The 24,877-nt window shown below is 56.7% G+C and carries 27 protein-coding genes and 1 tRNA gene; 12 read left to right on the forward strand and 16 right to left on the reverse strand.

Going from position 1 to position 24,877, the window contains the following annotated elements:
* Window positions 1-3: 3 nt before the first annotated feature.
* Window positions 4-390, reverse strand: coding sequence for a fluoride efflux transporter FluC (locus ACESLM_RS10225; protein ID WP_372631468.1), 387 nt, complete (start codon window positions 388-390; stop codon window positions 4-6).
* Window positions 387-773, reverse strand: a complete 387-nt coding sequence (locus tag ACESLM_RS10230) for a fluoride efflux transporter FluC (RefSeq protein ID WP_372631469.1) — start codon at window positions 771-773, stop codon at window positions 387-389. Before ACESLM_RS10230 ends, ACESLM_RS10225 begins: the two co-directional genes overlap by 4 nt.
* Before the next feature lie 84 nt (window positions 774-857).
* Between ACESLM_RS10230 and ACESLM_RS10235 the strand changes: the two genes are divergently transcribed.
* Entirely contained in the window at window positions 858-1,169 is a 312-nt protein-coding gene (locus ACESLM_RS10235) for a rhodanese-like domain-containing protein (protein ID WP_094041549.1), read from the forward strand.
* Between the two features lie 35 nt (window positions 1,170-1,204).
* On the opposite strand, the gene ACESLM_RS10240 is transcribed toward ACESLM_RS10235, so the two are convergent.
* A complete protein-coding gene (locus ACESLM_RS10240; protein WP_372631470.1) occupies window positions 1,205-1,738 on the reverse strand; it encodes a shikimate kinase in 534 nt (177 codons plus the stop codon).
* Between the two features lie 152 nt (window positions 1,739-1,890).
* Here ACESLM_RS10240 and ACESLM_RS10245 point away from each other — a divergent pair, with 152 nt between their 5' ends.
* On the forward strand, window positions 1,891-2,184 hold the full coding sequence (locus ACESLM_RS10245; RefSeq protein ID WP_094041550.1) for a hypothetical protein: 294 nt from the start codon (window positions 1,891-1,893) through the stop codon (window positions 2,182-2,184).
* On the opposite strand, the gene gndA is transcribed toward ACESLM_RS10245, so the two are convergent.
* Window positions 2,181-3,596, reverse strand: coding sequence for an NADP-dependent phosphogluconate dehydrogenase (gndA, locus tag ACESLM_RS10250; RefSeq protein ID WP_372631471.1), 1,416 nt, complete (start codon window positions 3,594-3,596; stop codon window positions 2,181-2,183). The genes ACESLM_RS10245 and gndA overlap by 4 nt on opposite strands.
* A gap of 186 nt (window positions 3,597-3,782) precedes the next feature.
* Here gndA and ACESLM_RS10255 point away from each other — a divergent pair, with 186 nt between their 5' ends.
* Window positions 3,783-4,313: a YceI family protein gene (locus ACESLM_RS10255; RefSeq protein ID WP_372631472.1), complete on the forward strand. Its 531-nt coding sequence runs from the start codon at window positions 3,783-3,785 to the stop codon at window positions 4,311-4,313.
* 100 nt (window positions 4,314-4,413) lie between these two features.
* On the opposite strand, the gene ACESLM_RS10260 is transcribed toward ACESLM_RS10255, so the two are convergent.
* From ACESLM_RS10260 to ACESLM_RS10275, 4 genes are all read right to left on the reverse strand, one after another.
* Window positions 4,414-5,013, reverse strand: coding sequence for a hypothetical protein (locus tag ACESLM_RS10260; protein ID WP_372631473.1), 600 nt, complete (start codon window positions 5,011-5,013; stop codon window positions 4,414-4,416).
* Window positions 5,014-5,220: 207 nt separating this feature from the next.
* Entirely contained in the window at window positions 5,221-6,378 is a 1,158-nt protein-coding gene (locus ACESLM_RS10265) for an ABC transporter permease (RefSeq protein ID WP_372631474.1), read from the reverse strand.
* Window positions 6,375-7,505: an ABC transporter permease gene (locus ACESLM_RS10270; protein ID WP_372631475.1), complete on the reverse strand. Its 1,131-nt coding sequence runs from the start codon at window positions 7,503-7,505 to the stop codon at window positions 6,375-6,377. Before ACESLM_RS10270 ends, ACESLM_RS10265 begins: the two co-directional genes overlap by 4 nt.
* A gap of 13 nt (window positions 7,506-7,518) precedes the next feature.
* Window positions 7,519-8,463, reverse strand: coding sequence for an ABC transporter ATP-binding protein (locus ACESLM_RS10275; RefSeq protein ID WP_372631476.1), 945 nt, complete (start codon window positions 8,461-8,463; stop codon window positions 7,519-7,521).
* A 158-nt stretch (window positions 8,464-8,621) separates the two neighbouring features.
* Between ACESLM_RS10275 and ACESLM_RS10280 the strand changes: the two genes are divergently transcribed.
* Genes ACESLM_RS10280 through ACESLM_RS10290 form a run of 3 tightly spaced genes read left to right on the forward strand, consistent with a single transcriptional unit; the run spans window position 8,622 to window position 11,073 of the window.
* Window positions 8,622-9,779 carry a sensor histidine kinase gene (locus ACESLM_RS10280; RefSeq protein ID WP_372631477.1) on the forward strand — a complete coding sequence of 386 codons (1,158 nt, stop codon included), beginning with the start codon at window positions 8,622-8,624 and terminating at the stop codon, window positions 9,777-9,779.
* Window positions 9,776-10,435 (forward strand): response regulator, encoded by a 660-nt coding sequence (locus ACESLM_RS10285; protein WP_372631478.1) that lies wholly within the window; start codon window positions 9,776-9,778, stop codon window positions 10,433-10,435. Before ACESLM_RS10280 ends, ACESLM_RS10285 begins: the two co-directional genes overlap by 4 nt.
* The gene (locus ACESLM_RS10290; protein WP_372631479.1) at window positions 10,432-11,073 is read left to right on the forward strand and encodes a YktB family protein; all 642 of its coding nucleotides are present in this window, start codon (window positions 10,432-10,434) and stop codon (window positions 11,071-11,073) included. Before ACESLM_RS10285 ends, ACESLM_RS10290 begins: the two co-directional genes overlap by 4 nt.
* A 79-nt stretch (window positions 11,074-11,152) precedes the next feature.
* Here the strand turns inward: ACESLM_RS10290 and ACESLM_RS10295 are convergent, their stop codons facing one another.
* Entirely contained in the window at window positions 11,153-14,170 is a 3,018-nt protein-coding gene (locus tag ACESLM_RS10295; RefSeq protein WP_372631480.1) for an efflux RND transporter permease subunit, read from the reverse strand.
* A gap of 357 nt (window positions 14,171-14,527) precedes the next feature.
* Window positions 14,528-15,703, reverse strand: a complete 1,176-nt coding sequence (locus ACESLM_RS10300; RefSeq protein ID WP_372631481.1) for an MFS transporter — start codon at window positions 15,701-15,703, stop codon at window positions 14,528-14,530.
* A 255-nt stretch (window positions 15,704-15,958) separates the two neighbouring features.
* On the opposite strand from ACESLM_RS10300, the gene ACESLM_RS10305 reads away from it, so the two are divergent.
* Both ACESLM_RS10305 and ACESLM_RS10310 read left to right on the forward strand, forming a co-directional pair.
* Window positions 15,959-17,431: an aminotransferase class I/II-fold pyridoxal phosphate-dependent enzyme gene (locus ACESLM_RS10305; RefSeq protein WP_372631482.1), complete on the forward strand. Its 1,473-nt coding sequence runs from the start codon at window positions 15,959-15,961 to the stop codon at window positions 17,429-17,431.
* Window positions 17,432-17,752: 321 nt separating this feature from the next.
* On the forward strand, window positions 17,753-18,172 hold the full coding sequence (locus ACESLM_RS10310; RefSeq protein ID WP_372631483.1) for a DUF1885 family protein: 420 nt from the start codon (window positions 17,753-17,755) through the stop codon (window positions 18,170-18,172).
* 66 nt (window positions 18,173-18,238) lie between these two features.
* On the opposite strand, the gene ACESLM_RS10315 is transcribed toward ACESLM_RS10310, so the two are convergent.
* The 3 genes from ACESLM_RS10315 to ACESLM_RS10325 all read right to left on the reverse strand — a co-directional run bounded on the left by ACESLM_RS10315 (window position 18,239) and on the right by ACESLM_RS10325 (window position 19,615).
* The gene (locus ACESLM_RS10315; RefSeq protein ID WP_094041560.1) at window positions 18,239-18,535 is read right to left on the reverse strand and encodes a DUF1292 domain-containing protein; all 297 of its coding nucleotides are present in this window, start codon (window positions 18,533-18,535) and stop codon (window positions 18,239-18,241) included.
* A 123-nt stretch (window positions 18,536-18,658) separates the two neighbouring features.
* Window positions 18,659-19,240 (reverse strand): copper amine oxidase, encoded by a 582-nt coding sequence (locus tag ACESLM_RS10320; RefSeq protein ID WP_372631484.1) that lies wholly within the window; start codon window positions 19,238-19,240, stop codon window positions 18,659-18,661.
* A gap of 174 nt (window positions 19,241-19,414) precedes the next feature.
* The gene (locus tag ACESLM_RS10325; protein WP_372631485.1) at window positions 19,415-19,615 is read right to left on the reverse strand and encodes a hypothetical protein; all 201 of its coding nucleotides are present in this window, start codon (window positions 19,613-19,615) and stop codon (window positions 19,415-19,417) included.
* Between the two features lie 188 nt (window positions 19,616-19,803).
* Here ACESLM_RS10325 and ACESLM_RS10330 point away from each other — a divergent pair, with 188 nt between their 5' ends.
* Window positions 19,804-20,559 (forward strand): MBL fold metallo-hydrolase, encoded by a 756-nt coding sequence (locus ACESLM_RS10330; protein WP_372631486.1) that lies wholly within the window; start codon window positions 19,804-19,806, stop codon window positions 20,557-20,559.
* Between the two features lie 218 nt (window positions 20,560-20,777).
* Here the strand turns inward: ACESLM_RS10330 and ACESLM_RS10335 are convergent, their stop codons facing one another.
* Window positions 20,778-20,978 carry a hypothetical protein gene (locus ACESLM_RS10335; protein ID WP_372631487.1) on the reverse strand — a complete coding sequence of 67 codons (201 nt, stop codon included), beginning with the start codon at window positions 20,976-20,978 and terminating at the stop codon, window positions 20,778-20,780.
* A 189-nt stretch (window positions 20,979-21,167) separates the two neighbouring features.
* Between ACESLM_RS10335 and ACESLM_RS10340 the strand changes: the two genes are divergently transcribed.
* The 3 genes from ACESLM_RS10340 to ACESLM_RS10350 all read left to right on the forward strand — a co-directional run bounded on the left by ACESLM_RS10340 (window position 21,168) and on the right by ACESLM_RS10350 (window position 23,853).
* Window positions 21,168-21,243: transfer RNA gene (locus ACESLM_RS10340), tRNA-Val, on the forward strand.
* A gap of 680 nt (window positions 21,244-21,923) precedes the next feature.
* Window positions 21,924-22,187, forward strand: a complete 264-nt coding sequence (locus ACESLM_RS10345; RefSeq protein WP_372631488.1) for a translation initiation factor 2 — start codon at window positions 21,924-21,926, stop codon at window positions 22,185-22,187.
* Window positions 22,188-22,980: 793 nt separating this feature from the next.
* The gene (locus ACESLM_RS10350) at window positions 22,981-23,853 is read left to right on the forward strand and encodes an S-layer homology domain-containing protein (RefSeq protein ID WP_372631489.1); all 873 of its coding nucleotides are present in this window, start codon (window positions 22,981-22,983) and stop codon (window positions 23,851-23,853) included.
* A gap of 76 nt (window positions 23,854-23,929) precedes the next feature.
* Here ACESLM_RS10350 and ACESLM_RS10355 read toward each other — a convergent pair whose 3' ends face one another.
* Together ACESLM_RS10355 and ACESLM_RS10360 are read right to left on the reverse strand one after the other, a co-directional pair.
* Complete coding sequence (locus ACESLM_RS10355; protein WP_372631490.1) at window positions 23,930-24,139, reverse strand: GNAT family N-acetyltransferase; 210 nt, start codon at window positions 24,137-24,139, stop codon at window positions 23,930-23,932.
* 68 nt (window positions 24,140-24,207) lie between these two features.
* A partial coding sequence (locus tag ACESLM_RS10360) for an NUDIX domain-containing protein (protein WP_372631491.1) occupies window positions 24,208-24,877 on the reverse strand: 670 nt, incomplete at its 5' end.

The following is a 24,877-nucleotide window of genomic DNA, read 5'->3' on the forward strand; positions in this document are numbered from 1 at the left end:
CTATTAATGATAGATTAGCCAGCCTAATCCGACGCCGACCGCGGTCAGCGCCAGGCCGCCGGCGTAAGTCGCGGCCAAGTAGACGATCAGCGGCCGCCTTGCGGCCGCGCCTCCGCGAAGCATCGTCGCTTTCTGCACGTTCAGGGTGGAGTAGGTCGTCAGCCCGCCCAGAAAGCCGATTCCGGCAAAAGCGTAGGCCGCGGCGTTGCGCTGCTCCAGTCCAAGTCCGATAAATACGCCCAGCGCCAGCGAACCGGCCAGATTCACGGCAAGCGTGCCGTAAAATCCGGGCTTGTCCTTGGAAGAAAACCAGCGGCCGACTCCGAAGCGCAGCAGCGTGCCCGCCGCTCCCCCCAGGCCGACAAGGCATGCGAGACCGAAACCGCTCATGTCCGCTTCGCCCCTCTCTTGCCCAAGCTCAAGCCCAGCGCAGCCAACGCCCAGCCCGCTGCCGCGCTGGCGAATAAGTAAGCCGCGGCGAAGCCGTAGGCCTGATGTTCCAGCAGCAGCCACAGCTGCCCGTTAAATGCGCTGAACGTCGTATACGCGCCGAGAAAGCCCGTGCCGAGCGCCTCGCCGATCCAGGCCAAGGCCGATCGGCCCGCGAGCCAGCCGATCAGCAAGCCCAGCAGCAACGAGCCCGACAAGTTGATGAATGCCGTCGCCCACGGAAAGGCATCCGGTGTCGCCGGGGCCGGGAACAGAAATCCGACCCCGTACCGTGCGAGCGCTCCCAGAAAGCCCGCGAGAGCGACGCCGAGCACGATTCTCATAATCATTACCGCCTATCGTTTGACAGCGCCGTGCGCATTTTCTTATGATGAAGCTATACTCTTGGAAGGAAGGCTGGTCCCCGCATGAGTCATTATGGAACGATAACCGTGGAGGAACTGAAAGCCCGGCTGGACGCCGGGGAAACTCCGCATATGATCGACGTTCGCGAAGAGGAAGAAGTCGCTCAGGGCATGATCGACGGCGCTCGTCATCTTCCGCTCGGCCAAGTGCCGCAGCAGCTCGACGCAATCCCGAAGCACGAGGAAGTCATCCTCATCTGCCGCAGCGGAGCGCGCAGCGACAGAGCTTGCCAGTATCTCGCTTCGCTAGGCTACGAGGGCGCCACCAATCTGCTCGGCGGCATGCTTGCCTGGAACGAGCTCGACCAGGCTTAAAAGCCGTCGCGAGGGCTGAGGTTACGCGTTCAGCGTTACAGCCAGCCCTCCGGCAGCCCCCGAAGCAGCTCCTCGGCGACTTCTTCGGGAGACTTGTCCGTCGTGTCCACTCTCGCATGCGCGAAATCGTAGGCATGCCGCCTCGACTCCAGCAGCTGCGAGACGCGAGCCTCGGCATCGCCCGCCAGCAGCGGCCGCGTGCCCTCGGCGGCGCTCGTCACGCGGCGGATCAAGCTCGCCTTGTCCGCGGTCAGCGCCACGACCCTGCCCCGTTCCAGCATCTGCAGCCGGTTGCTCTCGCGCAGCACGGCGCCTCCGCCGGTGGCGACGATTCGCCGCTCCGCGCTCAACGCTTCCCGCACCGCTTCGCTCTCCCAGTCCCGGAAAGCCGTCTCTCCGTCCTCCGCGAAAATTTGCGGAATGGACTTGCCCGCCAATCTCCCGATGACTTCGTCCGTGTCCAGGCATTCCCAGCCGAGACGCTCCGACAACAGACGGCTGACCGTCGACTTGCCGGTTCCCATAAAGCCTACAAGAATAATGTTCATGCCGAAATCGCTACCGCTCAATGCACGTTCCCCATTCCTGCCGTAATTCGTCCCATGTTTTATTTTTACTTTATAACCATCATAGCATATCGATTCCAAGGTATAAAACGAAGAGTTTTACCGTAAGTTTGATAGTGTACAATCCTGCGCGCAAAGTAAAGGTGATGTCTACCGTGAACAATTACCGGCCGAAGCCGCCGTTCGAGCAGCCTCTCCGCCGCCTTCTCGACCCTTCTTATCCCCTCTGCCGCGAGGACGTCCTGTGGGCGCTCGGCTTCATCAAGAAAAAAGTGGCCGATAGAGCCCCCGAATGGTCGGGACTCGATCGGCCACAGCTGCTTGCCCATTTTGCCTGTTTCGCGGACATGGCCTTGCTGCTGCTTCATCGGCGCAGCCCAAGCGGCCAAGAAACCGACTGCTTCCGCACGATGCTAAGCGAGCTTCTGCCGCGCGAACAAGAGCATTAGGAATGGATCCAGTTGTGGTGGAACGTGCCTTCCTTGTCCACCCGCTTGAACGTATGCGCTCCGAAGTAGTCGCGCTGCGCCTGAAGCAGGTTGGCCGGCAGACGTTCGGAACGGTAGCTGTCGTAGTAAGCGAGCGCACTGGCGAACGACGGAACCGGAACGCCGTAAGCGACCGCAGTCGTGACGACTTCGCGCCATGCGTCCTGATACGATTCGACAACGCCTTTGAAGTACTCGTCCAGCAACAGGTTGCGAAGTTGCGGGTCGCGGTCGTAGGCGTCTTTGATGTTTTGCAGGAAACGCGCGCGGATGATGCAGCCGCCGCGGAAAATCATCGCGATGTCGCCGTAGCGCAGGTTCCAGCCATACTCCTCGGAAGCGGCGCGCATTTGCGCGAAGCCTTGCGCGTAGGAGCAGATTTTGCTGGCGAACAGCGCCTTGCGCACTCTCTCGATGAACGCCGCCTTATCGCCTTGGAACGGCTTCGTTTGCGGTCCTTTGAGCACTTTGCTCGCAGCGACGCGCTCTTCCTTCATCGCGGAGAGGAAGCGCGAGAATACCGACTCCGTAATGATGGACAGCGGCACGCCGAGGTCGAGCGCGCTTTGGCTCGTCCACTTGCCCGTACCCTTCTGTCCCGCAGCGTCAAGGATGACGTCGACCATCGGCTTGCCGGTCTCGGGGTCCTTCTGCGCGAAGATGTCGGTCGTGATTTCGATCAGATAGCTGTCCAGCTCGCCCTTGTTCCACTCGCCGAAAATGTCGTGCAGCTCGTCCGTGGAGACGCCGAGCACGTCCTTCAGCAATTGGTAAGCTTCGCAGATGAGCTGCATGTCGCCGTACTCGATGCCGTTGTGCACCATTTTGACGTAGTGTCCGGCGCCGTCCGGTCCGATGTACGTGCAGCACGGATCTCCGTTCACCTTGGCGGATATGCCCGTCAAAATCGGCTCGACGAGACGATAAGCTTCCTCCGGTCCGCCCGGCATGATGGACGGGCCTTTCAGCGCGCCTTCTTCGCCGCCGGAGACGCCGGTGCCGATGAAGTGGAAGCCCTTGGCCGTCAAATCCTTGCTGCGGCGCTGGGTATCCGGGAAATAGGCGTTGCCGCCGTCGATAATGATATCGCCTTGATCCAGATGAGGCACGAGGGAATCGATCGTCGCGTCGGTGCCTGCTCCGGCTTGTACCATGATCAAAATTTTGCGGGGCTTCTCCAGGGAGTTCACGAACTCTTCGACAGAGTAGGCGCCGACAAGGTTTTTGCCTTGTCCTTCCGTGTTCAGCAGGTCATCGGTTTTCTCTCTCGAGCGGTTATACACCGCGACCGTGAATCCGCGGCTCTCGATGTTAAGAGCCAGGTTGCGCCCCATGACGGCCAGGCCGACGACGCCAATGTTAGCTTTCGACATGATTTTCTTCATCCTTTAGCGCAAAATTTTCACAATAAGGCTATTGTACTCTTTTTGCCCGGAGATGAAAACCATCATTTGCATTCCCTCGATCGTCGCCAAAGGGCAGAATGAAAAAAAGTTCTTGCATTTTTACGTTACTTATATTTTAATAGTTAATATAATTTATAAAGGATGTGTTCAAAGATGGCAGCAAGCACTTGGAACCTGGATAAATCCCACAGCGGCATTACGTTCAGCGTGCGGCACATGATGATTACGAACGTACGGGGCAGCTTCAACGACTTCGACGCGTCGGTATCCGCCGATCCGGCCGATCTCGCGAGCCTCGAGGCCTCGCTGACGATCGACGTGAACAGCATCGACACGAAGGACGAAAGCCGTGACGGCCACCTGAAATCCGCGGACTTCTTCAATGCCGAGCAGTTCCCGCAAATCTCGTTCAAGAAGACGGCGCTCGTCTCCAAGGGCGGAGAAGATTACGCGCTGACCGGCGACCTGACGATTGCCGGCGTCACGAAATCCGTTACGCTGAACACCGAAATTTCCGGTCCGGCCAAAGACCCTTGGGGCAACACGAAGTTTGGCGTCGTCGCCGACGGCGTGATCAACCGCTCCGAATTCGGCCTGTCCTGGAACGCCGCACTCGAGACCGGCGGATTCCTCGTCGGAGACGCGATCAAAATCCACATCGAGCTGGAATTCGCGCAGGCCTAACCGGTCGACCCCGAAGCGACAGAAAAAGCGGAGCCATCGTCTTCTTGGATGAGGCTCCGCTTTTCAATATATGGAGGAGAAAATATCGGAGTTGCGGGCGTTACAGCTCAAGCTGCAGCATTTCCGTCCTCATGACCTTCAGCTTTTCCTTGCTCGCTTCTACGGCGTCCTGCCATCCGTTCTGGATCGCTTCGTGCAGCACGGCAAGCTCGTAATCGATTTCAAGCCGCAGAACACCCGCTCGCAGCTCGGCTCTGTTCGACCTGAACGCTTGCACCATGTCTTCCACCGTCACTTGCGGCCTTTTCTGAAAAATAATGCGATGTTCCATGCCGGACACCTCCACGAGTCGGATAATTTCACCGAACATGATATTCTCGATTCTAAGCACCTGACGATCGTGAAATCTCTTGACGACGGCGTGGCCGCGGGAATCGTTGATCAGCTTCTCGATCCAGATCGCCAGCTTCTCGTCCCTGACCAGATAATTGCCTACCATCTTGTAACGTCCCATCGTTCTCAGAAACTTCAGCTTCAGCAGCTTGCGACCCGTTCGCACCGACACGATAAAATGGTGCTCGCTCTCGTTCCAGTACAGGGAGTAACCGTCCTGGATCAGCTCACGGATCAAGTTCTGGATTTGCCTTCGATCGAAGCGAAGCTCCAGATTGCAGTATTCCACTTCGTGACTGCGGTTCACGGCCATCCCCTCCTCCTGCCCTATTCGCATGGCTTGAGATGTTGACCGAATTGTCAGAATATTGTGTCTTAACTCTATCTTATACTCCATCTTATGATCTGGCAACTTGGTTTCTTGACTATTTTCATTCCTATTTTTTGAAAAGAATGGGCCGCCCCGCGCACTAGCGCCGGGCAGCCCGTCGGAATTTCGTTATGAACCGCCGCTTCAGCGGTCGGCGGGACGCAGCACGTAGGAGCCGAAGGCGAGCAGCACGGCGGCGAACAGCCCGAGCACGCCGAGCTGAAGGCCGATACCGGCCAACGATTCGCCCGCGGACGCCTGCTCAAGGGCGGAGATCGCCCACCGCTGCGGCGTGAAGTTGGCCAGCTTCCGCATAAAGTCCGGCATCATCGCGATCGGCCAGAAGCAGCCGCCGAGCATGCAGGTCGGAATGACGATCATATTGTTGATGCTGCCGAGCATCGCGCTGTTCTTCACGAGAGCGGCAGCGGCGGTGGACAGTCCGACTGCCGCCAGCAGGAAGCATTCCATGACCGCGACGAGCACGCCGAACGGCACGCCCAGGTCGAAGCCGATGACGTACCGGGTCACGGCGAGAATGAGCACGAGTTGAATCGTCCCGAGCAGGAAGCAGCCGAGGAAGTTGCCCAAGGCGATCCCCGAAGCCCGGACCGGCGCCGCGAAGATTCGGGCCATCGTCCGGTTGTCGCGATCTTCGACGACACCGTGAATGGACTGATTGACCAGCATCATCACGAACACGAGCATAAGGCCGATGACAAGCACGTGCGCATTGTTGGCTCTATGGACGATCTGTTCCCGTTCGACGCGCAAGCCCTCGATCGCCTGCCTCTCCAGCATCGAGCGGACGAGCCTTTCCCGCTCCTCCGGCCTCTCCTCCGCCGCCGCGGCCAGCGCAGCGGTGCCTGCCAAGCGATTCGTCGTCTCCGACAGCGTCAGTCCTAACGAGACGTTCCAAGACTTTTCGTTTTTACGGATGAGCTGGATCGCCGTCTCCTCGCCGCTCAGCAGCTTGGCGGTAAAGTCCGGCGGGATGTAGACGAGCGCTCCCTGCTTATCGTCATACACTTCGTCCTTCAGCCGTTCCAGATCGGCCGAGGCCGGTTCCCGCTCCTGCACCTCGTAGATGTCGCCGGCGCGAAGCGCGGCCGCCACCGACTCGCTAAGCCAGCCTCCGTCCGCGTTCAACAGCACGACCGGAACCCGGGCGTCGGACGACCGGCCGAACAGGCCGACGATCCCCGAGATGACCAGGATCGGAAGCAGGACGAGCGCGATCAGCGCTTTGCGATTGCCCAGCGTCCTGCGGATATGAAGATTCGCTATAATCAGACTGCTCACGCCAGCGCCACCGCCTTTCGGAATCTAAGCATCGCCGCCGTCACGACCGCCGCCGCGATCGCGACGAGAACGAGCGCTTCCCGCCAGCCTTCGCCCATCGTGCCTCCCGCCATCAGAATGCGGAGCACTTCGTTCGCCCAATGATTGATCGTGAACTTGCCGATTTCGCGCAAGCCTGAGCCGATATCCGCGATCATCCCGCCGCTCAGGAAAGTCATCGCGACGATGACAAGGCTGAAGATCGATTCGATCGCCCTGCGATTGCGGACGAAGGAGCATACAATGATGGCGAAGCCGATCGCCGCTGCCGACACGAGCACGCAGACGAGCGCGATGGACGCGTAGCTGACGCCCCAATCGACGCCGTACACCGCTTGGGTGAACCCTACGATCACGATCGCCTGCAAGCAAGCGAACAGGGCGAAGCCCATCAATTTTCCCAGCAGAAGAACGTTTAAGGATACCGGCATCGAGTAGAGGCGCAGCAGCGTCCCCCTCTCCCGCTCCTCGGTCAGGCTGAGGGCGGCCGACATGCCGGAATAGAGCAGGAACATGACCAAGTAAGCGACCGAATAGTATTGCACGGCCGAGAAGTTGTCGAAACCGACGCTGTCCCGGGAGAGCAGCGTGCCGATCTGCACCCGCTCCTTTGCGTAAGCCGCTGACAGGCTTTGTTCGACCGCTTCCCCGGAGAGACCCGGGGCGAGAACCGACGCCGACAGGCGGACGTTCGCGTCCGCTACGAACCGGTTCAGGACGGATTCGGCGATCATGTTGCGTTCGATGAACTGACCGGGATAATAGCGAACCCCCGCCTCGGTCAGCGCGAACCCGAAATCCGCCGCCCCCGCGCGCATGTCTTCGCGAACCTCGGCTTCGCTAGCGCGGTGTTGCGCGTCGACATAGCCGGTTATGGCCGGGGAGGTTAGATAACGTTCCGCCGCCTCGCCAATCGCCCCGCGGTCGCCGACGGAGACGGAGACACGGACAGGCTCGAGGTCGCTTTGCAAGGCGTTGCCGAGCAGGAAAATGAGCAGCAGCGGCAGTCCCAGCAGCATCAAGATGACGGTGCGGATTCGGCATAGACGGACGGCCTCGTTCCAGGCCACCTCTAACGCTATTCTCATATCGTCGTTCCTCCTAGGCTTTGTCCCGCAGCGTCCGGCCGGTCAGCGCCAAAAACAGGCTTTCCAAATCCGGCTCGACCCGGGTCAGCTTCTGCAGCTTCAACTCATGCTTGGTGAGGATGAACAAAATATCCTGCAAATACGCTTGCGATTCCTGCAGCACCAGCTCCAGCTGCGCATCCTCCCGACGTTGGAAGGAGGTCACCCGGGGATGGCTGCGGATTTCGGCCGCGGCTTCGTCCGTCAAGCGGTTCGTCTCGAGCATCAGTCTCTCCTCCAAGCCGGCCTGGAGGATCAAATCCTCCTTCGTTCCGTGCGCGACCAGCCGGCCCTGATCCATAATGCCGATTTTCGTGCTGATCGCTTCGACTTCCTCCATGTAATGGCTCGTGTAGATCACCGTAGAGCCCATCTCGTTCAGCTTTCTGACCGACTCCAAAATATGATTGCGGGACTGCGGGTCGATGCCGACGGTCGGTTCGTCCATAATAATCAGCTTCGGACGGTGCACGATCGCGCAAGCGATGTTCAGCCGCCTCTTCATGCCGCCGGAGAACGTAGCCGGCCTGTCTTTGGCGAAATTCCGCAGCCCGGTGAATTCAAGCGCCTCCTCCACCCGTTCCTTCAGCAGACTTCCCCGCAATCCGTACAGCTTGGCGAAAAACGCGACGTTCTCTCTGGCCGACAGCAGCTCGTAAATGGCCAGTTCCTGCGGAACGAGACCGATTCTGCTTTTCGTCTCGAGCGGCCGCTTCGCTACGGAATAGCCGTCGAGCCACACTTCTCCGGCATCCGTCGGCAGCAGGCCGGACAGCAGATGGATGGTCGTGCTCTTACCCGCTCCGTTGGGGCCGAGCAGACCGAATATTTCCCCTTGGGCGATATCCAAATTCAAGTGATTTACGCTGATTTTCGCATCGTATTTTTTGACGACCTCTTTGAATTGCACGAACGTCATGTCGGCGTCCCCTCTCCAGCTTGTTGACCTCATTATAGTAGATCGGCGATTGCGCGACAGGTATAATGAGTCACCGGTTTTCGCGCGTCGAGGTGACAAAAGTCATTTCTTGAGTGCTATAATGGAGATCACCCAAGCATTCCCGGAAGGAGTTCCCCATGAGGCTGCCTCTTGTCTGGCTTCAGCACCTGCTGATCGCCGTTCCGGCGATCGCCACTCTCTACGAAGCGGACATTCCCTCGGTCGGAAAATACGTCGCGTGCATCCTTCTGGCGCTGCTGTACTCCAGACTGCTGCCGCTCGCCCGCAAGTACGCGATGCTGCTTATTCCGCTCGGAATGATCGCTTTCTCGTGGCTTTTTCACGAATACGGGGGGCTGCTTTATTTTCTCCAATACTCCTTGCTCGTCTCCGCCGTTCTCCTGCTGAACAAGCCCGCGGAGCTCGGCTTGGCGATCGTTCTGTCGGGCGCGGCGCTCAACTCCGGCGCATTCGGACTTCCCTCGGACACGATCTGGACGATGAACGTCGCATGGCTAACCGTCGCGCTGTTCGTGGCGGGCGTCTTCGTGCAGCAGAGGCAGTCGGATCGGCAGGAAAAAGAGATGGAATCGCTGGCAGGCAGCCAGGATCAACTGGAGCAGGAGCGGGCGCGCGCGATGGAATACGCCAGGAAGGTCGAGGACTACGCGCAGGTTCAGGAACGCAGCCGAATCGCTACCGAGCTTCACGACGATCTCGGACACCGGCTGATTCGGGTGAAAATGATGACCGAGGCCGCGCTTCAATTAATGGAACGCAATCCGGGCCAGGCGGCGGGACTGATCGAGCAGGTGCGCAGGCAACTGGAAGAGAGCATGAACAATATGCGGTATACGGTTCGCAAGCTGCAGCCCGTCGATTCCGCGGGCGCCCGGCGATACGCGCTGCACCGGCTGATCGAAGACGCGGCCAGGGACTTGCGGATCGAGGTCGACTTCGCGGTGACCGGCAATCCGTACCCGCTCTACCCCAGCCTGGAGTTCGTGTTGTATCGGAACGCGCAGGAAGCGATCACGAACGCGGTCCGGCACGGCGGCGCTAACGCCGTCGAGGTGGAGCTGCGCTTCGCGGAGGATCAGATCGCCATGAACATCTCCAACAACGGGACCGAGCCCGACCGAATTGCTCCGGGCCTGGGGCTTAAAGGCATGCAAGACAGACTGGCGGTGGTCGGGGGACGGCTTCGAATCGAGACGAATCCCCGGTTCGTCCTGTCGACGATCGTTCCGTATTCGCGATCCCGACCCGCGCCGGAGAAGGAGCTATCGCTATGATTCAATTGGTCATCGTCGACGACGACCCGTTCATACGAGAAAGCTTAAAGCTCATTCTCGACCTGGACCCGGACCTGACCGTTATCGGCACGTGCGGCAACGGCGAGGAAGGCTATCGATTCGTTCAGGAGCATCCGGAGACGGACATCGTCCTGATGGATATCCGCATGCCGGGATGCGACGGCGTCGAAGGGACGCGCCTGCTGAAGACGCTGGACAAGCCTCCGGCGGTGCTCATTCTGACGACGTTCGACGACGACGAATACATCGTGCAGGCGATCCGCAACGGCGCCAACGGCTACTTGCTTAAGAACGTGCCGCCCGCCCGGATCGTCTCCGGCATCAAATCCGTCGCCGAGGGCAATCATCTGATTCATCCGGACATCGCCCGCAAGCTGGCCGGCCTGCTGGATCAGCGCGACTCCCGCGCGAACTCCGGCGGAGCGGCCGGACGGCTGGCGGACGCCGGGCTCACTCCGGCGGAACAGGACATCGTCCGGCATATCGCCGATGGCAAGTCGAACAAGGAAATCGCGGGAGCGATGTTCCTCAGCGAGGGCACGGTGAAAAATTATATTTCCGAAATTTTGGGCAAGCTGGGCCTTCGGGACCGCACTCAGATCGCTATTTTTTATTTAAAGGAGTCAAGAACATGAGCGTAGCCGCAACCAATGTGTTTACGGGATTCGAGGATCAGGATTTCGAAGTGTTCGAGATCGAAGGGCTGGAGGCCCGCATGGAGGCGCTGATCGACCGGGTAAGGCCGAAGTTCCATCTGCTCGGGGAGCGCATGGCGCCGTTCCTGGCGGAAGCTTGCGGGGAAGAGATGTTTACGCACGTCGCCAAGCATGCCAGAAGAACCGTCAATCCGCCGAACGACTCCTGGGTCGCTTTCGCCCGCAACAAGAAAGGGTACAAAGCCCACCCCCACTTCCAGATCGGCCTCTGGTCGACGCACGTATTCGTCCAGTTCGCCGTCATCTACGAATGTCCGAGCAAGGATCAGTTCGCCGAGCGGGCGCTGGCCGAGCTGCAGTCGGTGCGGGGATCGATTCCGTCACATTACGTATGGTCGAAGGACCATATGGTGCCGACGGGCCACATCCACGGAGAGCTGGCGGACGGCGAGCTCGAGGAGCTGTTCGTCAGGCTGAAAACGGTCAAAGTCGCCGAGCTCACCTGCGGCATTCACATTCAGCGCGGCGATCCGCTGCTGGCGGACGGAGAAGCGTTCATGAAGCGCGCCGAGGAGACGTTCCGCACGCTGCTTCCTCTGTACCGGATGGCGTTGTAATACAAAGGGCCTGTATTCCCGGAAACCGGGATACAGGCCCTTTCTTTATCGGCGTCGGCTGCCGGCACTCCTTCGCATGTTATTGCGCAGCCGCTTCGCTAACGGCTGCAGCGGCGATTTTGCGCTGGCGAGCCGACTTGCGGAAGTACAGAAGCTCGTAGATGCAAGGCACGATGACGAGCGTGAGCAGCGTCGAGACGATCAGCCCGCCGATGACGACGATGGCCAGACTCTGGGAGACGATGCTGCCGCTCTCGGACGAGCCGAACACGAGCGGAAGCATCGCGCCGACGGTAGCGATCGCGGTCATGAGAATCGGACGCATGCGCGTTCCGGCCGCTTCGAGCAGCGCTTCGCGAATCGTCATGCGCTCCTCGTTGTGCTTCACCCGGTCGATCAGCACGATCGCGTTCGTGACGACGATGCCGATCAGCATAACGACGCCGAAGATCGCCGTAAAGTCCGGCGTAATGCCGGTTACGATCAAGCCCAGCACAGCTCCGATCGGCACGAAGAAAATCGAGCTAATGATCGCCAGCGGCGCCTTAAGCGTCTTGAACGTAAACACCATGATCAGGTAGACGACTCCGATGGAGACGATCATCATCATGAACAGGCTCATAATGTCGGCCGATTGATCCGCCGAAGCGCCGCCCACGTTCAGCTTGACGCCTTCCGGAGGCGTAACTTCCTTCAGCTGCTTGTCGATCTCGGCTCCGACTTTGGACAATTGCGAAGGCTCGACCGAAGCCGATACGCGGACGTAGCTGCTGCCGTCCTTGTGATAGAACGTCGTCGCTTGCTCCGACTTCACCCACTTCGCTACGGCAGACACCGGCTTCGGACCTTCGTCGGTCATGACGGTCAGTGACGACAGATCCTTCTCGGATTGCGGCTTGAGCGCCGGCTCGACGAAGACGGGAACCGTCTGTCCGTCCACAGCGATCGAACCGACCGGCACTGGGTTCAGCATGCCCTGGAGCTGCATGGCGATCTCTCCCGCTTTGGCTGCGGCCGGATCGACCTCCAGCGTGTAGATCGTCTTCTTCTCCTGCTGATTGCTCTCGACTTTCAGGACGTCCTTGATCGGAGCGATCTTCGCAATAACCTCTTCGGCCGTCTTGCCGATCGTTTCGAGGTTGTTGCCGGTAATGTCGATAATGACTTGCGTGGAGCCGCTGCTCGACATGAAGTCGCCGGCCGACACGTTCAGCTCCGCCTCCGGATAACCGCCCGCCTGTGCCTTCACTTCCTCCATCGCCGTTTCGGCATCCGCGCCCTTTTTCATTTTCAACATATAAGTGACGAGGGTCGGCGAGCTGACGGAGCCGTACTTGGCCGCATCGGAATTGTTGCCGTTGCTCATAGCGACCAACTCCACATCGTCCCGGCCCAGCAAGTAAGCTTCCAGCTTTAAGCCGTTCTCGAGCACTTGCTCCGCCGGAGTTCCCGGCTTGTATTGCAGATTTACGTTGACGTTCTCCGCGTTCGAGGAATCGATCGCGCCCTTCGGCATCGCCACGTAAGTGGCAATTGAAGCGACGAGCAGCGCGAACGCGCCGAGAATCGGCAGCCACTTGCGCTTCAGGTTCCATTCCAGCAGGCGGACGAACCGCTTCGAGGGCTGGTGCTCCTTAATGCTGGAATTGCGCAGCACGCCGGCGCTCATAAGCGGAATAAGCGTCAGAGCGACGAGCAGCGACGACAGCAGCGAATACGTCATCGTTAACGCGAACGGCAGCAGGAACGATTGCAAGCTGCCCCTCAGCAAGCTCATCGGCAGGAATACCGCGATCGTCGTCAGCGTGGAAGCCGTAATTGCCCGGGCTACCTCGGCGGTCGCGTCGATGATCAGCTCCTTGGAGAACTTCTCCTTCTGCAGCCTGCGGAAAATGTTCTCGATGACGACGATGCTGTCGTCCACGAGCCGTCCGACGGCGACCGCAACGCCGCCAAGCGTCAAAATGTTCAGCGTAATGCCCGACAGATCAAGCAGATACAGCGTCATCGCCAGCGACAGCGGAATCGAGACGATCGTCACGAGCGTGGCCCGAACGTTGCGCATGAACACGAGAATGACGATGGTAGCGAACAGGGCGCCGAGAAGCACTTCCCTCATCATGCTGTTCACCGAGTGAACGACCTGCTCCGACGTGCTGATCGCGACCTTCAACTCGATCGCCTTGTTCTCCTCGTTATGCTTGTCGATGATTTTCTCGACTTCATTGCCGACGGCGACCGCGTTGGAGTTGGCCCCCTTGGAGATGATGAACTCGATCGCCTCTCTGCCGTTGACGCGGAACAGGCTTTCCGCAGAATCGTCCAGCGTCACGTTCGTCACTTCGCCCAGCTTCACTCCCGGCACGACGGGAAGCTGCTTCAGCGTATCGACGCTCTGGAGATCGGCGACGACGTTCAGATTGACGATCTGGCCGTCCAGCACGCTCTCCCCGACCGCGGAAGAAGCGGTGCGCCCTTGCAGCACTCCGTACAGCGCCTGAAGCGGCACGCCCTTCTCCGCCAGCTTCGCGGCATCCGGTTCGATGCGAATGGAAGGCTGCGGCTTGCCGGCGACCATGACGGTGCCAACGCCGTCAATCGCGTTAAACTCGTCTCTGATCCGCTGCTCCAGCGTCTCCTTCTCCGCGTCGCTGACGCCGTCCGCGAACGCTAGCGTCACGAACGAGATCGGAATCATCGAGGTGTTGAGCTGCACGACGTACGGCGAGGATACGTTCTCGGGCAAGGAAACTCCGCCTACCGCCCTCTCGACCTCTTGCTTCGCTTCCTTCATGTTCGTGCTCGAATCGAAATTCAAGTTCACTTGCGAGAACCCGTCTCCCGATGTGGAGAACGTGTTCGTCTTCCCTTTGATGCCGGCCAGCGCTTGCTCGATCGGACCGGTAACCGCCCGATCCATCGCCGAAGCGTCATAGCCCGGACCGATGACCGACACGGTCACCTGCGGATTGTCCGCCTCCGGCAGAAATTCCATCGGAAGCTTCGTATAGCTCAGCACCCCCATCGCGAGTACCATGATGACGATGATGATCATCGCCGCTTTGTTGCGAAATGCTCCGTCGATTAAACTTTTCAACTTTCCGTTCCCCTTCCGCATAAGCGTGTTTTCATTGTTCAGCTTAACGGATAAACGTCCGGCCCGAGAATCGGCTGCAGACCGGACTTATACCTGGACTTGAGGCCGATAGCGAATCGGTCTTCGGTCTTCGCCGAAACCTCTTCCCGGCAGCGGTTTTCCGTTCCGTGATTGCCATTTTAAGGCGTCCGTGGATTTCGCACAGGTGTATTGAGTCACTTTGCCGGGGAACGATCGGATGACGAAAGTCATTTTCCTCTAAGGATGGCGAGATCGGAGCGTATGAAAAAAAGCCGTTCCTGCCGGCCAGAATAGGTCCGGTGGAACAGCTTAAATCGGACGGACGCGAAACGGCGATCAGGCATGCGCTTTTTGACGGCGGTCCTGGCTGCGGAATTGGGCGAGAAGTCCGAGCGCGGCGAGCGACAGAACGCCGGACACGACGAACGGCAGCCAAGACGTCGCTCCAAGCAGCGCCGCCCCGAGCAGCGGCCCGACGATCCGTCCCAGGCTGTCCATGGAGGAGTTGAGACCGGAGGCGACACCTTGTCCGACAGTCGTTTTCTGCGTGATGAGCGACGTAACGCATGGCTTGATTAACGAATTGCCGATGCCGAATATGCACAGATAGACGGTGGCCATTCCCCAACTGTTGGCCGTAAGCAGAAGGAAGAATCCGGCCGCCGAGATGACCAGGCCGATGGCGATATACTGGCCTTCCTGTCCGACCTTCACCCGCCTGCGGACGACGCCGCCTTGCACCAGCGCTCCGGCCAGCCCGCAGAAGAAGAACATCATGCCGACCTGCAGCGGGGTCACTCCGAACTTCTCCATGCCGAACAGTTGCAGCGTCGCTTCCAATATCGCGAGCGAGAACGTTACGAAGAAGGCTAGAACGTACAAATACTTAAGCGGTCCCTGGAAAGCCGTCCAGCGCGACACTCTCTTGCCTCTGTCCCGGGAAGCGCGCTTCTCCGGCGGCAGCGATTCGGTCAGGCTGAACCAGGCCGCGACGAATACGATCAGGGAAAGGGCGGACGCCGCGTAGAACGGCGTGTGAAGCGTAATTTGGCTCAGCAAGCCTCCGAACCCCGGTCCGAACGTAAACCCGAGCCCGATGCTCATGCCGACGACCGCCATCCCCTTCGTCCGCTCCTCTTCCGTCGTAATGTCCGCGACGTAAGCCACGATGCAGGATACGACCGCGCCGGAGAACAGCCCTCCGAGAACGCGCGACGCGTACATCATCCATAGATGGTCTCCGGACATGCCGAACAATAGGAAGCTTACCGCGAAGCCGATAACGCCCGTCATGATGACCGGACGCCTGCCGATCCGTTCGGACAAGCCCCCCCAGAGCGGGCTAAGCAGGAACGACATCAGCGAGTAGACGGCGAGCATCGCCCCCGTATGCCAGTTAGCGGATTTCTCGCTCGCTTCCGTCACAAGCTCGGGAAGTACCGGAATAATGATGCCGAATCCGATAAAAATCGTAAAGAGCATGAGCCCCACGATCGCTAATTTGCTTTTCACGCGAATTTCTCTCCTCTTGTTGTGCGATAAATAAAATAACGTGCCGAAAATAGAGCTTTTTGTACACTCACTTCTAATGATGGTAGCATATAAATCCATGCAGTTCCAAATCGCAACCGTTGACGTTTTGGTGACAAAGTTCGTCGCTTCGAGACAATAGTTGATTTCCCCCCTATTTTTGTTATACTCATGCTGTTTGGATAAAAGGCAACGTTTAATCCTCTGGCACGTCACGAGAAAGGCAGGGAACTTCTATTGGATCATAATCGCACTCCGCTATTCGACGCGCTGCGTTCCCATGCAAAGCAAAATCCGGTGCAATTCCATATCCCGGGGCATAAGAAGGGCGCGGGAATGGATCCCGAATATCGCGAATATATCGGACAAAACGTACTCGACATCGACTTGATCAATATCGCTCCGCTGGACGATCTGCACCAGCCAACGGGCGTCATTCTGGAAGCGCAGAAGCTTGCCGCCGACGCGTTCGGAGCGGATGCAACTTTCTTCTCCGTGCAAGGAACGAGCACCGCCATCATGACGATGATTTTGTCGGTGTGCGGCTCGGGAGATAAAATCATCGTGCCCCGCAACGTGCATAAGTCCATCCTCTCGGCGATCATCTTCGCCGGCGCGCGGCCCGTCTTCCTGTCCCCCGTCCGGGACACGAACCTCGGCATCGACCATGGCGTCACGACCCGGTCTGTTCGCCGGGCGCTGGAGCGACACCCTGACGCCGCCGCGCTGCTCGTTATCAACCCAACCTATTATGGGGTGTGCGCGAATTTGAAGGAAATCGTCGATCTCGCGCACGAGTACGACATGCCGGTGCTCGTCGACGAAGCGCACGGGGCGCTGATCCATTTCTCGGAGGAGCTGCCGCTGTCGGCGATGCAGGCCGGAGCGGATATGGCCGCGACGAGCGTCCACAAGCTCGGCGGCTCCATGACGCAAAGCTCGATTCTGAACGTGCGCAAAGGGCTCGTCAACCCGCAGCGCGTGCAGACGATTCTCAGCCTGCTGACGACGACGTCGACTTCTTACCCGTTGCTGGCGTCGCTCGATACGGCGCGCAGGCAGCTGGCGATTCGCGGCAAGGAAATCGCCGAACGGACGCTGCGGCTCGCGCAGAAAGGTCGGGAAGAAATTAACCGCATTCCCGGCTTATACAGTTTCGGAGACGATCTTCTCGGGGAAGAAGCGACCTACGATTACGATCCGACGAAGCTGACGATTCATGTGCGCCACCTTGGCATTACCGGATACGACGCCGAGAATTGGCTCCGCGAGCATTACAAGCTCGAGGTCGAGCTCAGCGATATGTACAATATTTTGTGCCTGATCACGCCAGGCGACGACGAAGCGTCCGTAGGCACGCTGATCGACGCGCTTAAAGCTCTGTCTGATGCCTACCACGCGGACTCCAAGGAGATCCCGGAAGTCGTCGTCGTCATTCCTGAGATCCCCCATCTCGCGCTGACGCCCAGAGACGCTTTTTACGGGGAAACCGAGCTGGTGCCGTTCAAGGAATCCGCCGGCCGCATCATCGCCGAATTCGTCTACGTCTACCCTCCCGGCATTCCGATTCTGCTGCCGGGGGAAGTCATCTCCCAGGAGAACATCGACTATATCGTCGACCACCTGGAAGTCGGCCTGCCGGTCAAAGGACCGGAAGACCGGTCGGTGACCAACGTCAAAGTCATCCTGGAAGAAACAGCCATCTCGTAAGGGAGTTCAAAAAGTCCGGCTTTGATCACGATGCAAATACAAGGAGCGGGTTCGACGTCGAATCTTGCATTCAGCCGGGCCTTCCGGTGCTCACGTAGGTTTTCCTACGCTCCGCTCCTCATTCCCTAAGCTTCATGCAACCTTCTTGGTGCTGAAAACCGAACTTTTTGAACAATGATTGAACCGGGAGTTCAAAAAGTCCAGCTTGCCGAAAGCCCGCCCTCCGGCGCAATGCGCGCCAGATAGGCGGGCTTTCATCGCTTCTGGAACCCGTTGCCAACGAAAGCGGGAAATGCTATCATGGGCGTGGGGGTGGAACCGATGAGTCAGAGCGCTTACATATCGCTTGTGCAAGGCTCGACCGTATCCGAGATCGATCTGGCGGGCGTTCAGGAACAGCTGCAGCGTTACAAGGAACAAGTGCGGTTAACGGGACAACAGTTGGGGTGGGATTACGCCGAATCGGCTTTTCCGTACAGCATCGAACAGAAGCCCGAAGCCGAAGGTCGCTGGTTTTATTTGAAAGGCACGTCCCCTCAGTACCGTTACATCGTCGTCGGCACCGGTCAACGGAGCAACGACGAACAATCTGTTCCTTACATTCACTTCGTGCTGCCGGACGACTCCACGCACGGAGACAAGTCGAAAGCCAACGAATTGTGCAAATGGATCGGCAAACAACTGCAGGCGGAAGTCCGCATGTTCAACGGAAGAACGATCTACTACAATCCGAGAAAATAAGATAAGGCTGACATCCCTTCGTCGTCGAAGGATGTCAGCCTTATTGCATCGTTGCGGGAGCGCAACTCAAGCTTGCCCGTTCTCTTGCGCGGCAAGTTCCTCGTATGCTTTCATGACCGTTTCCCATTCCTGATCGTCTTCGATGTTGACGAGAACTTCGTCTTCCCCGTCTTCTTCAACACGGAAAATGACGCCGTCATCTTCAGGATCGTTGCGGTCTAATAACACTGCGTATACGCGGCCATTGTTCTCGAATGTGTACACGAGCACCATCTCGTGTTCGTTGCCTTCCTCGTCCGTTACGATAAATACCGCTTCGTCGTGGTCATGATCGCAATTCTCGTCATGGACATGATCGCTCATAGTGAGCCTCCGTTCAATTCGGTTGTTTTTTCCTACTCACGTATCGTATCACTTCCGCCAACTAGGGTCAAACCGTAAAGAAAAAGCCCGTTCCGCTCTCGGTTCGGGCTTCGTTCTATTCGTTTACTGGGAAGTGATTGTTTTCTCCGAAATAACCTTAAAGGAGGATTCTCCGACCGGTCTGACCGAGAAACGCAGTGTGTACGCCCCAGCCTTGTCGAAAGTGTAGGAGATGTCTTCGACCGTGATCCAGAAATCGGATTTGCCGTCCGGGAAATTGCCATCGCCGGATTTACGCTGTTCGATCAGCACTTCATCCCCGTAAGGATCGGCGATCGTCAGCTTCAGGGCGCTGATGTCCAGCTTCAAGGAGTCTACCTGGATAAACGTGTTGAACTTGATTTTATCGTTCTTGTTCACGCCCGCGAAAATTTTCGGACCGACATTGGTTACCATATGAACGTTAGGCTTGTATACAATCGCCTTCCCGTCCTCCCTGACCACGATCGCCTGCAACCTGTCCGATACGACCTGGGAGGCAACGTAGAGCTTGTTGTCTACGATAATTCCTCCGTCGGCCACTTCGTCCGACTTCTTGTTATTAATCAGCACCCTCAATTTCTGGGATACGGAATCCGCATAAGCCACGCCGCCGCACAACAACGTTAACGTCGTAACCAGAACGATCAGTTTACGAACTTTCATGATTCGTTTCCTCCGTCTTTTCGCCGTCTCGTATAGCTTTCGTACTTGGTTATACTGACGCTCAAACGGAAAGTTGCGCGGGAATGTTAAAAATGGATGAAAAGTTTATCATTTTTCTTCAGCGGTCCAGTGTCGCATTATGCCGATTGCTGCGCTTGCCCGGGAAATCGCGTTTCATTGCCGACCGGGCAGCGTCAGTACGCAAGGAACGCCCTGACCTACGGCGCCGGGGACGTTCATCTGGGCCAAGTAACGAAGCCCCCTGGTGCATGGCGTCTTGCATACAGCGCATACGTCGGAAGTTACGATTCTCATCTGCGCCCGCTTCTGCTGCTCCGCCGCTGCCGACTTTTTCTTTTTGTTCACTTTGCTCATCGGCGATCTCCCTTTCGCACAGCCCTGGAAATAATAATTGTCTCCACAGACTATGCGCGAGCCGCCTATACCGCTACTGGCGTTTGTATGTTTTTTGGCTTGCCTTCTTACTTAGCAAGGTAAATTATGGTACATTGAATAAAGCTGAAATCTGCTTATGAGATTCCCCCTTCTTAGGAGGTACCGAGTTGAAGATCACCATGTTGGGAACGGGCAGCGCCTTTGCCAAAGCCTTCAATAACAACAACGCCATCATCGAAGCGGAAGGCCGTCTCCTGCTCGTGGATTGCGGAATTACCGCGCCCAAAGCGCTTCACGAGCTGGGGTACGGGTTTAACGACTTGCACGCGGTTCTGATTACGCACATCCATGCCGACCACATCGGCGGATTGGAAGAGTTCGCTTTCCAGATGAAGTTCGTCTACGGCCGCAAGCCGATTCTTTATATTGCCGATACGTTGGTTCGGCCGATATGGGAGCATTCCCTAAGAGGAGGGCTGCAACAAGAGGAGTCCGAGACGATTCACGACTTTTTTGACGTGCGGCCTTTGACGGTCGGAACCAGCCATCAACTGATGCCCGGCCTTGAAGTCGAACCCGTTCCTACTCGCCACATTCCGAACAAGCCGAACTTCTCGATGCTGTTTAACGGTTTTTTCTTTTATTCCGGAGACACCGTATTCGATTCAGACCTGCTGGAATCGCTCGTGCGCGACCGTGGCGTTAAGGTGATTTTCCACGATTGCCAGCTGCACCCTCCAGGCGCCGTCCATGCCTGTCTGCCGCAGCTGCTGACTCTGCCCGCGGAATTGCAGAAGCGGGTTTACTTGATGCATTACGGGGACGATCAGCCTGACTTCGTCGGCCGCACCGGCGCGATGAAATTCGTCGAACAGCAAGTCACCTACGAGATCGAACGGCTAACCCCCGACAATAATTCGTGATATGATAGTTGGGACACCGACCGAGGAAAGGAAGACGCTCGTTGCTTACCACGTTTATCATCGCCGGCGTAATCGCAGTTCTGCTCATCTGGATCGTGCTCTGGACGACCAAGAAAGCTTACTCCCGCAAATGGGACGATGAGGAATAATACGGAACCAGGGGTGGCCGGAGCGGATTGCAGCTCCAGTCACCCCTGATTTTCCTCTGTACGATACCGTTATCCTCGCCGATCCTCCTGCGCGGTCTCGGAAGTTCCCTCGGGCGGGCGATCCTGAGCTTGCGGAAAACGCGCCCAAGTCAGTTGTTTGTCATACGCAGACGTATCTTTATTCACGAACCGTACAACCGCAGCCATCACGCCACCGATCAGCGTGAACAAGCCGATAATCCACACCGCAAGCAATGCCGCGTCCCTCATTCTCAGCCCTCCTGCCGATACGCGCTGATGATACATATGTACGCGGCAGAAGCTCGAAACATCCCTTTTTTCGCTAGGATTGACGCTTGATTAGCTTGGCGTAGATTGTGCAAAACTTTTTTCGAAATTCGTGTTGACTTTGGATTCTGGGCTTGTTATTATATTACTTGTCGCCGCTAAACAAAACATGATCTGATAGCTCAGCTGGGAGAGCACCATCTTGACAGGGTGGGGGTCACAGGTTCGATCCCTGTTCAGATCACCATAATCTAAAGCTCAGAACCCTTGATACTCAAGGGTTCTTTTGTTTTGTATAAATCACCCGAGACTAAAAATCAGTCAAGCAGATCTCTCACGATGCCCTCCGACAGACTCGATCGCTATTCAGATCACCATACTCAAACTCCGAGAAGCCTTGATGTATAAGGCTTCTTTTCCATTTATTTTATGCGGTAAACGATCTTCGGATGGTGCCCTTCTGACCTACTGCCCGAACGGGAAGTTTACCTCGCCCCATTACGAACATATATTCCTATGAAGACCGCTTCAATTAAAGGGTAATGATAGAAATCGTCGAATTATTGATCAAAATGATGCATTTGGAGGTCGAAAACTGAGGTATTATCTCGCATATAACGGGAAACGTGTCAATGTACCGCTATCACGAGATGAAGCAATAAAGTTGCTCATGGAGACAAAGGGGGCCATTAAGGGACTGAGCATTATGGTATACGACGAAAAAGGGAAATTCGTCAGGGAGATCGGGAGGGATAGACGCCGATGAAGGACTTAAGCTTCCGCGCCCCACTTGTACGACATCCGTAGATCTTTTACAAAATCATCTGATCGGTCCGGCATTCTTTTGAGGATAGCGCAATAATTTTCATGACTGTTCGCATAAGATCTAACAATCGCCACTACTCCCCTTCCAGGAGGGAAATGACAATGAACAACAATTCCGAGGACGAACAACTCGCCAAGTCGAGAGACATTCAGATTGCCCGGCTCGCCTTTATCGGGGCATCCATTTCGACTATAGGGGACGGAATTTCGGCGTATGCAGCCGCTCTGGCCTTGGAAGTGCTCGAAGAGGCTAACAATCAACGCTCCCAGCCCTCTAGCAGCCATTTCAAAAACCTGGATCTCGCCCAAAAACAATTAGATTATTACATTCAGCAGCTTCAGCATATGAGACAGTGGATGAAATAGGTCGACGTTTGTTGTCCGGCTGCCGTTTACTTTGGAGCGGATTCTACACTTGTCCATTTCGTGCCGTAATGACGAAACATATACTAAGCCAATCCTATCTCACTGGAGGTGTAATCGCGATGGCTTTTAAATTGCATAATTTGAGGAGGTCCGGTGGCTTCTCGGGAGGCGCCGCGGAACGCAGCGGCGGATCTGTTGGACGTTCCGAAGGCGTTAGCGCGCGCAGCCTGGGGTCGGCGGGGCGCTCGGGCGGCTCCGCTGGACGCAGCGCAGGATCTGCTGGACGTTCCGAAGGCGTCAATGCGCGCAGCTTGGGATCCGCAGGACGCTCCGGCGGCTCTGCAGGGCGCTCCTAAGGTTCGAGCGGACGCAGCGGCGGTAACCGCTCGTAATTGGACTGCGGCCGTTTGCCTGTGTACAAGCGGAAAATGTCGCAATCTGTGCGATAGTACTGTCCCTGTATTCATCCCGTCATAAGCTATAGGGGTGATGAGCGATCATCACAATAACCATACGGCGGTGATAGTATGAGTTACCCTATAGCTGGCGGCGGTTCGGGAGCTGCGATCGCTCTTGTCCTCTTTGTCCTCCTGGTCATCATCTTGAGAGCCGGATTCTAATTTCGGCTTCACACCCCACTTTCCCCGCAGCGCTCTCAAGGAGCCTGCGGGATTTTATTTGTCGTTATACCGCTATTCTGCGAACGTCCCCGAACAAGTGCAACCTTTTCCAACGCATCGGCGTCTACAATACCAACTAGAAGTCATTTCATTACCAAACGGAGGGGACGAAGATGAAACCAAGATTTCGCAAGTCGATTTTTTTGCTCGTACTGATTGCCGTACTCAGCTTTACCACCGCCGGCTCGGCTTTTGCGGGACAAGGAAGTTCGAAGGAAGCCGACAAAAAGGGGATAACCGTCGCCAAAGCGGTCAGCGCGATCGTCAAAGGGCTGGATCTGAACATCGACCATATCCGCTTCATCAAAGAGCCTAAGGCAAGCGATTATTACTCGAAAGTTAAAGATGACGCACCTTATGCCAACGATTTTATTATCGCTCAGTTTAACGGTCTGGATCTGCCGAAAGACGTCAATCCTTCCGCCAAAGTCACCCGCGAGCAATTCGCCAAATGGCTCTATGGCGCCCTTAGCCAAAAAGGAGAATATGCCTGGATTGAAATCTTCATTAACGTCTCCGACGCGAAGCTTATTTCGGACGGCAATATGGAGAGCATTCAGAAGCTGCTGATCGCCAAAATCTTCACGCTGGACGGCAAGCAGCGTTTCCACCCTAAGAACGGGGTTACCCAAGCACAGGCCGACATCCTCATTGCCAGAACGGTCAAGTTTATCCGCGATGCATCGCCTATCGAAGAACCGGCGCCGTCTATTTTCAACAACGCCACGCTTTCGACCGAGAAGGTTACGGACGAAGTCGTTAAAGTTACCGTTACCGCGACTGCTCCACATCCCGGGTACGGCATCGAAATTACGGGCATTTCTTTCGTCAAAGGCGAAGCAGTCATTCAATATAGAGCGATTCTTCCCGATCCCGATAAAATGTACCCTCAAGTGCTAAGAGACATTTCCGTCTCCACGTACATCTCGACAGGGCTTTCGCCTGTTTTGGGCGCAGAGCAACCTGCGGTTCCGTTTCAGGGGTAACCATGAGAAAGAAGGCCGTCGGCTTGCCGACGGCCTTTTGCGTTCCTAAACTAGGAACCGGTAGGACATGATTACATTATAAGTGCAGTTCCATAGGATCGTTGCATAGCGTATACCCGTTCCTTGAATAGAACTCCTTGCCCTCTTCGCTCGGCCAGACGATAATGAATTCATACTTGCTTGCCGCAGCCCACTCGCGAATCGCTTGTAGAAGTCGGCTTCCGATTCCTCTCGACCGATACTCCGGGTCCGTGTAGACGTTCGTCATGTATGAACTCGAAATCATCGCTCACACCCGGCTGGTGCTCCAACGTGAACTCCCAGCGCATGAGAACGAGCGCATTAATGTCTCCCTCAGCGGCTTTTCGAATGTTCATGACTGCCCTCCTGCATGTCATCTCTGAAATGAAAATGCTCATGATCCACTCCGTCCATTCCAACCAACTTGCCGCTCTTTTTATGATAATAGGGAAACATCCGATTGACAGGCAGCTTTAGCAATTGATAATTCATGTCTCGCGACAATGCTCCCAGCTCTTCTACGGCTCTGGCACGGCAAGTGTAGAGTGCTATCGGATAGAAGTTCGGAAACACGTCCGCCTGATTTGCCACGAAAATCGCCCAAACGCACTCATCTTCCACGTTATGTACCGTGCCATTATCCAGCAACCGCGAAGCGTGCTCTAGAATCGTAAGGTCCCGAAGAAGCATAAAGCTTGTAGAGTAATCTTCGCAACGATCGATCAAATTACGAAGTTGGGCGATAGCCTCTTCGAGACTCATCCACTTCACTCGCATACCCAACTGAGTTTCCTCTTCGGTCAACGCAATGTTTCCCGGTTGCTTTGTCGTTTTGGCGATATAACAATAAGATCGCTGCATGAACTGATTTCTATTTTTGTGTTCGTCGATATATCCAATTGCTTCAATGATAACAGCATCATAACCCGTTTCTTCCTTTATCTCGCGCACGAACGCCGCTTCCCTCTCTTCACCCTCCTCTACACCGCCTCCAGGCAGCTTG

It is taken from the genome of Cohnella sp. (assembly GCF_041641335.1).
Taxonomy (GTDB): domain Bacteria; phylum Bacillota; class Bacilli; order Paenibacillales; family Paenibacillaceae; genus Cohnella.

What these genes read in the sequence shown, in the direction of transcription:
- ACESLM_RS10225 (WP_372631468.1), bottom strand. Translation starts at nt 390, where the DNA reads ATGAGCGGTTTCGGTCTCGCATGCCTTGTCGGCCTGGGGGGAGCGGCG.
- ACESLM_RS10230 (WP_372631469.1), bottom strand. Translation starts at nt 773, where the DNA reads ATGAGAATCGTGCTCGGCGTCGCTCTCGCGGGCTTTCTGGGAGCGCTC.
- ACESLM_RS10235 (WP_094041549.1), top strand. Translation starts at nt 858, where the DNA reads ATGAGTCATTATGGAACGATAACCGTGGAGGAACTGAAAGCCCGGCTG.
- gndA (WP_372631471.1), bottom strand. Translation starts at nt 3,596, where the DNA reads ATGTCGAAAGCTAACATTGGCGTCGTCGGCCTGGCCGTCATGGGGCGC.
- ACESLM_RS10255 (WP_372631472.1), top strand. Translation starts at nt 3,783, where the DNA reads ATGGCAGCAAGCACTTGGAACCTGGATAAATCCCACAGCGGCATTACG.
- ACESLM_RS10270 (WP_372631475.1), bottom strand. Translation starts at nt 7,505, where the DNA reads ATGAGAATAGCGTTAGAGGTGGCCTGGAACGAGGCCGTCCGTCTATGC.
- ACESLM_RS10275 (WP_372631476.1), bottom strand. Translation starts at nt 8,463, where the DNA reads ATGACGTTCGTGCAATTCAAAGAGGTCGTCAAAAAATACGATGCGAAA.
- ACESLM_RS10280 (WP_372631477.1), top strand. Translation starts at nt 8,622, where the DNA reads ATGAGGCTGCCTCTTGTCTGGCTTCAGCACCTGCTGATCGCCGTTCCG.
- ACESLM_RS10285 (WP_372631478.1), top strand. Translation starts at nt 9,776, where the DNA reads ATGATTCAATTGGTCATCGTCGACGACGACCCGTTCATACGAGAAAGC.
- ACESLM_RS10290 (WP_372631479.1), top strand. Translation starts at nt 10,432, where the DNA reads ATGAGCGTAGCCGCAACCAATGTGTTTACGGGATTCGAGGATCAGGAT.
- ACESLM_RS10310 (WP_372631483.1), top strand. Translation starts at nt 17,753, where the DNA reads ATGAGTCAGAGCGCTTACATATCGCTTGTGCAAGGCTCGACCGTATCC.
- ACESLM_RS10315 (WP_094041560.1), bottom strand. Translation starts at nt 18,535, where the DNA reads ATGAGCGATCATGTCCATGACGAGAATTGCGATCATGACCACGACGAA.
- ACESLM_RS10320 (WP_372631484.1), bottom strand. Translation starts at nt 19,240, where the DNA reads ATGAAAGTTCGTAAACTGATCGTTCTGGTTACGACGTTAACGTTGTTG.
- ACESLM_RS10325 (WP_372631485.1), bottom strand. Translation starts at nt 19,615, where the DNA reads ATGAGCAAAGTGAACAAAAAGAAAAAGTCGGCAGCGGCGGAGCAGCAG.
- ACESLM_RS10335 (WP_372631487.1), bottom strand. Translation starts at nt 20,978, where the DNA reads ATGAGGGACGCGGCATTGCTTGCGGTGTGGATTATCGGCTTGTTCACG.
- ACESLM_RS10345 (WP_372631488.1), top strand. Translation starts at nt 21,924, where the DNA reads ATGAACAACAATTCCGAGGACGAACAACTCGCCAAGTCGAGAGACATT.
- ACESLM_RS10350 (WP_372631489.1), top strand. Translation starts at nt 22,981, where the DNA reads ATGAAACCAAGATTTCGCAAGTCGATTTTTTTGCTCGTACTGATTGCC.
- ACESLM_RS10355 (WP_372631490.1), bottom strand. Translation starts at nt 24,139, where the DNA reads ATGATTTCGAGTTCATACATGACGAACGTCTACACGGACCCGGAGTAT.